The sequence below is a fragment of the Pseudomonas sp. FYR_2 genome, assembly GCF_043106425.1.
Taxonomy (GTDB): Bacteria; Pseudomonadota; Gammaproteobacteria; order Pseudomonadales; family Pseudomonadaceae; genus Aquipseudomonas; species Aquipseudomonas monteilii.
On record NZ_JBICMM010000012.1, the window covers coordinates 605,155 to 615,443 of the forward strand.

Below are 10,289 nucleotides of genomic sequence, written 5' to 3' on the forward strand. Positions count from 1 at the left end.
AAAAATACAGGGAGTCAGATGTAGTTATTGGACGAGAATTGCCTGCGCCAGTTCCAGATCGCCGACGGCGTGCCGTGCACAATTGTGGCGTAATGATTCCAGCGCAGCTTCCAGCCGCACACCGCGGATCTGGCCGTCGCTGGCCACGAAGGCCGCTGCATCGTCGCGCGCCTGGCGGACCAGTTTGCGATCGAAGGGTGCAGTGGTGACCTGGCTGGTGACATAGCCGGTAATGACCAGGCTTTGCGTGGTGGTATCCATGGCATGGGCGCTGGCCATGCCTGCAACGGAAAACAGCAGCGGCAACAGATAACGCATGGGCTCTACAACAGCTGGAAAGATGGGGCGCAAAGGCTGGATGACTGTGCTGGTAGTGACCAGCACAGCCAGAGGGCTCAGCTGGCGTCAGAGAGCCAGGATGGCCTGGGCCAGTTGGGCATCGCTGGCCTGCAACGCGGGTGCTTGCGAGCGGATGTGCAAGAAGGCGCTTTCCAGTTTGGCACCGCGGATGTCGCCATGGCTGCCAACAAAGGCAGCGGCATCGTCGCGGGCGGCCTTGACGATCTTGTCGTCTTTGAACGAGGAGGAAATATCGGAAGTTGCATCGGTGGACGCGGCTACCGCGCCAACGACGGCGTCGGTGGTGACAACGAAGCTGGTGGCGTTTGCGGTGCCGGCCAGGCTCAGCATCAGGGCGGCGCCAATCAGGTATTTACGGGACATGATCGTGGACTCCTGGACTAGGGTCGGGTGGTTCTGCTTATCGGACGCTCGCACAGCTCGTCACGGTACTTTAACAGTGGGTTCTACCAGACTGTGAAGCCAAGCGTATCACGCGCCGGTGTTTCCGGATGTTAATGAAAAGCGCGCCAACAAACTGTACCTATATGTTTTTTGGATTATCAAAACTGTACCTGTTCGTTTGAGAGAAGCTCTAGCATGCGGCCTGGATGCAAAAAACCCGTTGCAGTTACCTGCAACGGGTTTTGGGAATTCGCGGTGCCGGCCGAAGCCGGCAAGCCGGTGCTTAGCGCCAGAAAGGCTTGCTCAGCTCTTCGTAACGTTGCGACTCGCTGATACCAGCGTCGGCCAGCAGACGGGCGTCCAGGCGAGCCAGTTGACGGCGGCTAGCCATACGGCGCTGCCACAGCAGCAGGGTAGACAGTGCGCGCAGCGGCAGCGAGGCGTTGGATTGCTGGGCGTTGCTTTCAAAAACCAGACCGGAACTGAGGGTACGTTCCATGATGCTTCATCCTTCCGCTTATGGCGGGATTAGGTAGTGATTTAACTGATGCCAATGATCCTCCTCTGTCGTCCATAACAGTAGATACAGTTCAGTTGAAAGACGATGGCTCAGTTAACTGTGTAACCCTACTGTTGCACCCGAAACAAGCGCAACTGTACTGGTCTGCACGGTATTGGTGCATTTTTGGCTGACAGGATGATTTCACGAGGAAGGGACTGGCAGAAATACCAGTACAGTAGAACAGTTTTTAATGATGATTGTGAGAGTGTTGCGGCAGCGGGCTTGCCCGCGAATCAGGCGACAAGCAGGATGGCACCGGCTGTGCCGGTATTCGCGGCTAGAGCCGCTCCTACAGGGAGCGTGACCGGAACAGCACACGCTGTTCCGGATCACGAATTGATCAGCTCGCCAGCATGCGCCCGGTTTCTTCCAGGTTTTCGTGCCAGCTCAGCGCTTCACGCAAAATGTGCGGGGTATGGCCGCCACGCTGGCAGGCACGATCGAAGTAATCGTTCAGCGCAGCGCGGTAGTCTGGGTGCACACAGTTGTCGATGATCGCCCGTGCCCGCTCACGTGGTGCCAAGCCACGCAGGTCGGCCAGGCCCTGCTCGGTGACCAGGATGTCCACGTCGTGCTCGGTGTGGTCGACATGGCTGACCATCGGCACCACGCTGGAAATCGCGCCGCCTTTGGCAATCGACTTGGTGACGAACACAGCCAGGTGGGCGTTACGGGCGAAGTCACCCGAGCCACCAATCCCGTTCATCATTTTGGTGCCGCACACGTGGGTGGAGTTGACGTTGCCGTAGATATCGAACTCCAGTGCGGTGTTGATACCGATGATGCCCAAGCGACGCACCACTTCCGGGTGGTTGGAGATTTCTTGCGGGCGCAGCACCAGCTTGTCCTTGTAGCGCTCCAAGTTGCCGAATACGTCGGCATTACGGCGAGTGGACAAGGTGATCGAGCTGCCCGAAGCGAAGCTCAGTTTGCCGGCATCGATCAGGTCGAAGGTGGAGTCCTGCAGTACTTCGGAGTACATGGTCAGGTCTTCGAACGGCGATTCGATCAGGCCGCACATTACGGCGTTGGCAATGCTGCCGATACCGGCCTGCAGCGGGCCGAGCTTGTTGGTCATGCGGCCAGCTTCAACTTCTTTTTTGAGGAAGTTGATCAGGTGGTCGGCAATGCCCTGGGTTTCGTCATCCGGCGGCAGCACGGTGGATGGGGAGTCCGGCTGGTCGCTGATGACGATGCCGACGATCTTGGCCGGGTCGATCGGGATGGCGGTGCTGCCGATACGGTCGTCGACCTTGACCAGCGGGATTGGCGTGCGGGTCGGGCGGTAGGTCGGGATATAGATGTCGTGCAGGCCTTCCAGGTTGGGGTTGTGCGAGAGGTTGATCTCGACAATCACCTGCTTGGCGAAGATCGCGAAGCTGGCCGAGTTGCCTACCGATGTGGTTGGCACGATGTGGCCTTGCTCGGTAATGGCCACGGCTTCGATGACGGCGATGTCCGGCAGTTTCAGCTGCTGGTTGCGCAGTTGCTCGACGGTTTCCGACAGGTGCTGGTCGATGAACATCACCTGGCCGTCGTTGATGGCCTTGCGCAGGGTGCTGTCGACCTGGAATGGCATGCGGCGAGCCAGCACGCCGGCCTCGGTCAGTTGCTTGTCCAGGTCGTTGCCCAGGCTGGCGCCGGTCATCAGGCTGATTTTCAGTGGCGACTGCTTGGCACGTTCGGCCAGTGCATGCGGTACGGCTTTGGCTTCGCCGGCGCGGGTGAAACCGCTCATGCCGACGGTCATGCCGTCCTCGATCAGACCAGCGGCATCAGCCGCACTCATTACCTTGCTGTGCAGGGAGGACAAGCGGATACGATCACGGTACATGGATTGTTATCTCGGGCTACTGAAACTACTGCAGCGCAGTCTAGAGATTTCGCCCATTGCCGTCCCACGACCATGGTCGTATGAGAAGGCTTGAAGTAGAGCCGTTGATCCGGATCAATAAAAGAAAAGCCCCGGCAGATTCTGACCGGGGCTTCCTTTATATCAGCTGGTTTTCAGCCGTGGGTATCAGTCCACCGCCTTGACCATGTCTTCGATCACTTTCTTGGCGTCACCGAACACCATCATGGTCTTGTCCAGGTAGAACAGTTCGTTGTCCAGGCCGGCGTAGCCGCTGGCCATGGAGCGTTTGTTGACGATGATGGTCTTGGCCTTGAAGGCTTCGAGGATCGGCATGCCGGCAATGGGCGATTTCGGATCGTTCTTCGCCGCCGGGTTGACCACGTCGTTGGCACCCAGCACCAACACCACGTCGGCCTGACCGAACTCGGCGTTGATGTCTTCCATTTCGAACACTTGGTCGTAAGGTACTTCGGCCTCGGCCAGCAGTACGTTCATGTGCCCGGGCATGCGGCCTGCCACTGGGTGGATCGCGTACTTCACGGTTACGCCGTTGTGGGTCAGCTTTTCGGTCAGCTCCTTCAGCGCGTGCTGGGCACGGGCCACCGCCAGGCCGTAACCCGGCACGATGATCACGCTGTCGGCGTTGCTGAGCAGGAAAGTGGCGTCGTCGGCCGAGCCGGACTTCACCGGGCGCTGCTCTTTGGAGCCTTGCGCCGCACCCGTATCGGTGTCCCCGCCGAAGCCGCCAAGGATGACGTTGAAGAACGAACGGTTCATCGCCTTGCACATGATGTACGAAAGGATGGCACCGGACGAACCGACCAGCGAACCTGCAATGATCAGCATCGAGTTGTTCAGCGAGAAACCGATGCCGGCCGCAGCCCAGCCCGAGTAGCTGTTGAGCATCGACACCACCACCGGCATGTCGGCGCCACCGATCGGAATAATGATCAGCACACCCATGATGAAGGCCAGAACCAGCATCAGGGTGAAGGCACTGTAGTGGCCGGTGAAGGTGAACAGCAGGCCCAGGGCAATGGTGGTCAGGCCGAGGATCAGGTTCAGCTTATGCTGGCCGGCGAACTGTACCGGTGCGCCCTGGAACAGGCGGAACTTGTACTTGCCCGACAGTTTGCCAAAGGCGATTACCGAACCGGAGAAGGTAATGGCACCGATTGCAGCACCCAGGAACAGCTCCAGGCGGTTGCCGGTAGGGATAGGGTCGCTGATGGCGGCAACGATGCCCATCGACTGCGGCTCCAACACGGCGGCGATGGCAATGAACACCGCAGCCAGGCCGATCATGCTGTGCATGAAGGCGACCAGCTCCGGCATCTTGGTCATTTCGACGCGCTTGGCCATGATCGAACCGGCGGTACCACCAACCAGCAGGCCGACGATTACGTAGCCGATGCCGGCAGTAGCAAGCTCTGCCCCCAGCTTATAGATAAGGCCGACGGTTGTGAGGATGGCGATCCCCATGCCGATCATGCCGAACAGGTTGCCGCGCCGCGAAGTGGTCGGGTGCGACAGGCCCTTGAGCGCCTGGATGAAGCAGATCGACGCAACCAGGTACAGAAGTGTTACCAGATTCATGCTCATGCTTACTTCTGCCCCTCGTTCTTGGCTTTCTTCTTGAACATCTCAAGCATGCGGCGGGTGACCAGGAAGCCACCGAACACGTTGACCGCAGCCAGGGCCACGGCCAGGGTGCCCATCAGCTTGCCTGCCGGGGTAACGGTCAGGGCCGCGGCCAGCATGGCGCCGACGATAACGATTGCCGAGATGGCGTTGGTGACCGCCATTAATGGGGTGTGCAGTGCCGGGGTGACGTTCCAGACCACGTGGTAGCCCACATAGATGGCCAGCACGAAGATGATCAGGTTGTAGATGCCGTGGGAAATCAGCATATCTTCCATTGTCGTGCTCCTTAGCCGTTCTTGCGGACGACCTGGCCATCGCGGCACATGAGGCAGGCCGCGACGATGTCGTCTTCGAGGTTGATGACCAGTGCGCCGTCCTTGTCGAACAGCAGCTTCATGAAGTCCAGCAGGTTGCGTGCATACAGCGCCGAGGCATCGGCACCCACCTGGGCTGGCAGGTTGGTCGGGCCGACAATGGTCACGCCGTTTTCCTGCACCACTTGGTCAGCAACCGTCAGCGGACAGTTGCCGCCCTGGGCAGCAGCGAGGTCGATGACCACCGAGCCGGGCTTCATCTGCGCGACGGTTTCGGCGCTGAGCAAGGTCGGCGCCTTGCGGCCGGGGATTAGTGCGGTGGTGATGACGATATCCGCCTGCTTCGCGCGCTCATGCACGGCCTGGGCCTGGCGTTGCATCCAGCTGGCCGGCATCGGGCGGGCGTAACCACCCACCCCTTCGGCGCATTCGCGCTCCTCATCGGTCTCGTAGGGCACGTCGATGAACTTGGCGCCCAGCGACTCGATCTGCTCTTTCACCGCCGGGCGTACGTCGGACGCTTCGATCACTGCGCCCAGGCGCTTGGCCGTGGCAATGGCCTGCAGGCCGGCAACGCCCGCACCCAGAATCAACACGCGCGCGGCCTTAACGGTACCGGCAGCGGTCATCAGCATGGGCATGAAGCGCGGGTAGTGATGGGCCGCCAGTAACACAGCCTTGTAACCGGCGATGTTGGCTTGCGACGACAGCACGTCCAGGCTTTGCGCCCGCGATGTACGCGGTGCGGCTTCCAGGGCGAAGGCGGTAATGCCGCGTTCGGCCATTTTGCCGATGAGTTCGCTGTTGAAGGGGTTGAGCATGCCCACCAGAAGGCTGCCACTGTTGATCAGGGCCAGTTCCTGGTCGTTGGGGGCGACCACTTTGAGTACCAATTGGGCGCCGTAGGCGTCGGCGGCATTCCCCATGGAAGCACCCACGGCCTCATAGGCACTGTCCGGAATGGCGGCGTTAAGCCCTGCCCCCCGTTGGACGGTGACCTGATGGCCCTGGCCAATCAGTTTCTTGATGGTTTCCGGGGTCGCAGCGACCCTTGTCTCACCGGTCTGCGTCTCGAGAGGAACACCTATGTGCACGACTTTTCTCCTGCGGTGACCTTTTGTCTTTGTAAAAGCCAGCACACTTCGGATGGTGCGCTGGGGCGGCTGTGGAGCGCCGATCCGCCAGTTCCCGGGCGGGCGAAGCATTTTGCAGACGAACCAAGGGGCCTTCAACCGGTTCTGGAGCGAAACGAAGTTAAAACTACAAGTCACCCTGTGACCGCTTGTCGCAGTAATAAGGCTGTAGCCCGTCAAACATGGGCTATTGGCAGATTAGGAGAAAAAAACAAAAATTTTTCGGTCATTTCGCTTACGGCACGGTAAGTGTCGCAAAATAACCCGCAAGCCCGCGTGCTTAGCAGGGTTAAAGGGTATTTTCTGGCTTGCATAACAGTTTACGCATATGCGACAAATACATACATCTGTAGGTGTTTAAAATAATTGACTACAGGGTCAACTTGTCGCATTGCTCATTTTCTTGCGGTGTAGGCGTGGGCCTGGCTTACCAGCCAGTCCCGGAAGGCGCGTAGTGATGCCGACTCCACCTTGCGCTCAGGAATCATCAGATAGTAGGCCTTGTCGCTATCGAGGGCATGCCTGTTAGCGACCACCAGCCTACCCTCCTCCAGTTCGCGCTGGATCAGGAACGGCGGAATCAGCGCGATCCCCATTTCATGGATGGCCGCCTGGGCGAGCATCGAGAATAGTTCATAACGCGGGCCTGTCATGTCGCGCTCCACATTCATCCCCAAGCTGCCGAACCATTGCCGCCAGGCATAGGGGCGCGTGCTTTGCTGCAACAGGGGTAGTTGGGCGACGCGCTGTGCTTCAAGCATGCCCTGCCCGGCCAGCAATGCCGGGCTGCAGACGGGGACCGGGTTTTCCCCCATCAGCCGGTGAGACTGGGTGCCGGACCAGTCGGCATCACCGAAATAGATCGCGGCATCGAACGAAGTGTCGGCGAACAGGAATGGCCGGGTTCGGTTGGTGAGGTTGACCGTGACCTCCGGTTGGCGTTGCTGGAAGTCCTTGAGGCGCGGAAGCAGCCATTGAGTGCCGAATGTAGGCACCACCGCCAGTTCGATTACGCTGGCCCCCTGCTGGCCCATCACAGACAAGGTATCGCGCTCCACGGCGTCCAGTTGGGCGGCAACCTGACGGCTGTAGGAAAGGCCGGCTTCGGTCAGCTTCACGCCGCGGCGCGAGCGGCGGAACAGTTCCACATTGAGAAAGGCCTCCAGGCCGCCAACTTGGCGACAAACGGCGCCCTGGGTCAGGGCCAGTTCCTGGGCGGCCTTGGTAAAGCTCTCGTTGCGTGCTGCCGCCTCGAAGCAAACCAGGGCAGCGGTACTGGGGATCTTGCGGCGCATGTACGTCAACCTCACTTGTAAGGCTGTCAATATGGCGTTTTGCCGATTTACGAAGTGACAAACTATCACTAATTGGTGCGCAATCCTCGTTTGTCCCGGCGGCCGATCAGGCCTAGGCTCAAAGGCACAAGAAACTGCCCCCTATTTCGAGGATTTCGCTCATGGCCGGTAAAGCAAGCTTCAACTGGATCGACCCGCTGCTGCTGGATCAGCAGCTCACTGAAGAAGAGCGCATGGTGCGTGACAGCGCTTATCAGTTCGCCCAGGACAAGCTGGCCCCTCGTGTACTTGAAGCGTTCCGCCACGAGCAGACTGACCCGGCGATCTTCCGCGAGATGGGTGAAGTCGGCCTGCTGGGGGCCACCATCCCGGAGCAGTATGGTGGCAGCGGCCTGAACTACGTGTGCTATGGCCTGATTGCGCGTGAAGTGGAGCGTATCGACTCGGGCTACCGCTCGATGATGAGTGTGCAGTCGTCGCTGGTCATGGTCCCGATCAATGAGTTCGGTACCGAAGCACAAAAGCAGAAATACCTGCCCAAGCTGGCCAGTGGTGAGTGGATCGGTTGTTTCGGCCTGACTGAGCCTAACCACGGCTCTGACCCAGGGTCGATGATTACCCGCGCCAGGAAGGTCGATGGCGGCTATCGGCTGACCGGCAGCAAGATGTGGATCACCAACAGCCCGATCGCTGATGTGTTTGTGGTCTGGGCCAAGGACGATGCCGGTGATATCCGCGGCTTTGTGCTGGAAAAGGGCTGGGAAGGCCTGAGTGCGCCGGCTATCCATGGCAAGGTTGGCCTGCGCGCCTCGATCACCGGTGAAATCGTCATGGACAATGTGTTCGTGCCCGAAGAGAACATCTTCCCGGATGTGCGCGGCCTTAAAGGTCCGTTCACCTGCCTGAACTCAGCCCGTTATGGCATCTCCTGGGGGGCGCTGGGTGCTGCGGAAGCCTGCTGGCACACTGCGCGTCAGTACACGCTGGATCGCCAGCAATTCGGTCGCCCGCTGGCTGCCAATCAGCTGATCCAGAAGAAGCTGGCCGACATGCAGACCGAAATCACCCTGGCACTGCAGGGCTGCCTGCGCTTGGGGCGCATGAAGGACGAAGGGACGGCTGCGGTGGAGATCACTTCGATCATGAAGCGCAACTCCTGCGGCAAGGCGCTGGATATTGCCCGCATGGCGCGTGACATGCTGGGTGGTAATGGCATCTCCGACGAGTTCGGCGTGGCCCGTCATTTGGTCAACCTGGAGGTGGTCAACACCTACGAAGGCACGCACGATGTGCATGCATTGATCCTGGGGCGTGCGCAAACCGGTATCCAGGCCTTCTATTAATAAGGAGCCAGCCCATGGGCGCGCTATCACATCTGCGGGTGCTGGACCTTTCGCGCGTGTTGGCCGGCCCTTGGTCTGGCCAGATTCTCGCTGACCTGGGCGCTGACGTGATCAAGGTCGAGCGTCCAGGCAGTGGTGACGATACGCGCGCGTGGGGCCCGCCCTTCCTGAGGGATGCTGCGGGTGACAATACCAGCGAGGCGGCTTATTACCTGTCGGCTAACCGCAACAAGCGCTCGGTGACCATCGACTTCACCCAGCCTGAGGGGCAGCGCCTGGTGCGTGAGCTGGCAGCCAAGTCCGATATCGTCATCGAGAACTTCAAGGTGGGCGGTCTGGCTGCTTATGGTTTGGACTACCAGAGCCTGAAGGCGGTTAATCCACAGCTTATCTATTGCTCCATCACGGGGTTTGGCCAGACCGGGCCCTACGCCAAGCGTGCGGGTTACGATTTCATGATCCAGGGGCTGGGCGGGCTGATGAGCCTGACCGGCCGCCCGGAGGGCGAGGAAGGTGCAGGGCCGGTCAAGGTGGGTGTGGCGCTTACCGACATCCTTACCGGGCTGTATTCCACGGTGGCGATGCTCGCTGCCCTCGCCCACCGGGATCAGGCCGGGGTGGGGCAGCATGTCGACATGGCGCTGCTCGATGTACAGGTGGCCTGCCTGGCGAACCAGGCCATGAATTACCTGACGACGGGTAACCCGCCTCGCCGCTTGGGCAATGCGCATCCTAATATCGTGCCTTACCAGGATTTCCCAACGGCGGATGGCGACTTCATTCTTACCGTGGGCAACGATGGCCAGTTTCGCAAGTTTGCAGAGGTGGCTGGGCAGCCGCAATGGGCGGACGATCCACGCTTCGTGACCAACAAGCAGCGGGTGGCCAACCGGGCTGAGCTGATTCCACTGATCCGCCAGGCCACGGTATTCAAGACAACAGCCGAATGGGTTAGCCAGTTGGAGGCTGCCGGCGTGCCGTGCGGGCCTATCAATGATCTGGCGCAGATGTTCCAGGATCCCCAGGTGCTGGCGCGGGGGCTTGCGGTGAGCATTGCGCATCCGCTGGCGGGTAGCGTGCCGCAGGTGGCCAGCCCTATAAGGTTGTCGGAGACGCCAGTGGAGTATCGACGGGCTCCTCCCCTGCTGGGTGAGCACACTGAGGTGGTGCTTGAGGAGGTATTGGGGCTGGAAGCGGGTGAGGTGCAACGTTTGCGCGATGCAGGCGTGCTCTAGAGGCGCGTGATGCTATTGAAAAGCGGGGTGGCCGCCAGGCCGCCCCGCTTTGCTTTTCAGCGATGTTAAGGTTTCTTGAAATTAAGGGTTGACGCGCTTTCGAATCCCCTTATAATGCGCCCCACTTCCAGCGACATCGGAACGAAAAACTCCTTGAAATTCAA

At 59.9% G+C, this 10,289-nt stretch carries 10 protein-coding genes; 2 read left to right on the plus strand and 8 right to left on the minus strand.

Translation table 11 applies throughout. The annotated features are described in order from the left end of the window. Positions 1-24: 24 nt before the first annotated feature. From ACF8R4_RS04730 to ACF8R4_RS04765, 8 genes are all read right to left on the minus strand, one after another. On the minus strand, positions 25-318 hold the full coding sequence (locus ACF8R4_RS04730; RefSeq protein WP_016712870.1) for a DUF2388 domain-containing protein: 294 nt from the start codon (positions 316-318) through the stop codon (positions 25-27). 87 nt (positions 319-405) lie between these two features. Next, a complete protein-coding gene (locus ACF8R4_RS04735) occupies positions 406-723 on the minus strand; it encodes a DUF2388 domain-containing protein (RefSeq protein WP_060499802.1) in 318 nt (105 codons plus the stop codon). Between the two features lie 304 nt (positions 724-1,027). Continuing rightward, complete coding sequence (locus ACF8R4_RS04740) at positions 1,028-1,243, minus strand: DUF1127 domain-containing protein (RefSeq protein WP_003256968.1); 216 nt, start codon at positions 1,241-1,243, stop codon at positions 1,028-1,030. A gap of 403 nt (positions 1,244-1,646) precedes the next feature. After that, on the minus strand, positions 1,647-3,140 hold the full coding sequence (locus tag ACF8R4_RS04745) for an acetyl-CoA hydrolase/transferase family protein (RefSeq protein WP_016712872.1): 1,494 nt from the start codon (positions 3,138-3,140) through the stop codon (positions 1,647-1,649). A gap of 186 nt (positions 3,141-3,326) precedes the next feature. Further along, positions 3,327-4,763, minus strand: a complete 1,437-nt coding sequence (locus ACF8R4_RS04750; RefSeq protein ID WP_105947046.1) for an NAD(P)(+) transhydrogenase (Re/Si-specific) subunit beta — start codon at positions 4,761-4,763, stop codon at positions 3,327-3,329. A gap of 2 nt (positions 4,764-4,765) precedes the next feature. Further along, a complete protein-coding gene (locus tag ACF8R4_RS04755; RefSeq protein ID WP_016484308.1) occupies positions 4,766-5,080 on the minus strand; it encodes an NAD(P) transhydrogenase subunit alpha in 315 nt (104 codons plus the stop codon). A gap of 11 nt (positions 5,081-5,091) precedes the next feature. Next, positions 5,092-6,213, minus strand: coding sequence for a Re/Si-specific NAD(P)(+) transhydrogenase subunit alpha (locus ACF8R4_RS04760; protein ID WP_028699520.1), 1,122 nt, complete (start codon positions 6,211-6,213; stop codon positions 5,092-5,094). Between the two features lie 434 nt (positions 6,214-6,647). Next, positions 6,648-7,547 carry a LysR family transcriptional regulator gene (locus ACF8R4_RS04765; RefSeq protein WP_060499800.1) on the minus strand — a complete coding sequence of 300 codons (900 nt, stop codon included), beginning with the start codon at positions 7,545-7,547 and terminating at the stop codon, positions 6,648-6,650. Positions 7,548-7,708: 161 nt separating this feature from the next. Between ACF8R4_RS04765 and ACF8R4_RS04770 the strand changes: the two genes are divergently transcribed. Together ACF8R4_RS04770 and ACF8R4_RS04775 are read left to right on the plus strand one after the other, a co-directional pair. Next, a complete protein-coding gene (locus ACF8R4_RS04770; RefSeq protein ID WP_016712875.1) occupies positions 7,709-8,890 on the plus strand; it encodes an acyl-CoA dehydrogenase in 1,182 nt (393 codons plus the stop codon). A gap of 14 nt (positions 8,891-8,904) precedes the next feature. Next, positions 8,905-10,125: a CaiB/BaiF CoA-transferase family protein gene (locus tag ACF8R4_RS04775; RefSeq protein WP_156867430.1), complete on the plus strand. Its 1,221-nt coding sequence runs from the start codon at positions 8,905-8,907 to the stop codon at positions 10,123-10,125. The last annotated feature ends 164 nt before the right edge of the window (positions 10,126-10,289 follow it).

Coding starts and splice junctions, on each gene's coding strand:
- ACF8R4_RS04730 (WP_016712870.1), bottom strand. CDS start 318: ATGCGTTATCTGTTGCCGCTGCTGTTTTCCGTTGCAGGCATGGCCAGC.
- ACF8R4_RS04735 (WP_060499802.1), bottom strand. CDS start 723: ATGTCCCGTAAATACCTGATTGGCGCCGCCCTGATGCTGAGCCTGGCC.
- ACF8R4_RS04740 (WP_003256968.1), bottom strand. CDS start 1,243: ATGGAACGTACCCTCAGTTCCGGTCTGGTTTTTGAAAGCAACGCCCAG.
- ACF8R4_RS04745 (WP_016712872.1), bottom strand. CDS start 3,140: ATGTACCGTGATCGTATCCGCTTGTCCTCCCTGCACAGCAAGGTAATG.
- ACF8R4_RS04750 (WP_105947046.1), bottom strand. CDS start 4,763: ATGAGCATGAATCTGGTAACACTTCTGTACCTGGTTGCGTCGATCTGC.
- ACF8R4_RS04755 (WP_016484308.1), bottom strand. CDS start 5,080: ATGGAAGATATGCTGATTTCCCACGGCATCTACAACCTGATCATCTTC.
- ACF8R4_RS04765 (WP_060499800.1), bottom strand. CDS start 7,547: ATGCGCCGCAAGATCCCCAGTACCGCTGCCCTGGTTTGCTTCGAGGCG.
- ACF8R4_RS04770 (WP_016712875.1), top strand. CDS start 7,709: ATGGCCGGTAAAGCAAGCTTCAACTGGATCGACCCGCTGCTGCTGGAT.
- ACF8R4_RS04775 (WP_156867430.1), top strand. CDS start 8,905: ATGGGCGCGCTATCACATCTGCGGGTGCTGGACCTTTCGCGCGTGTTG.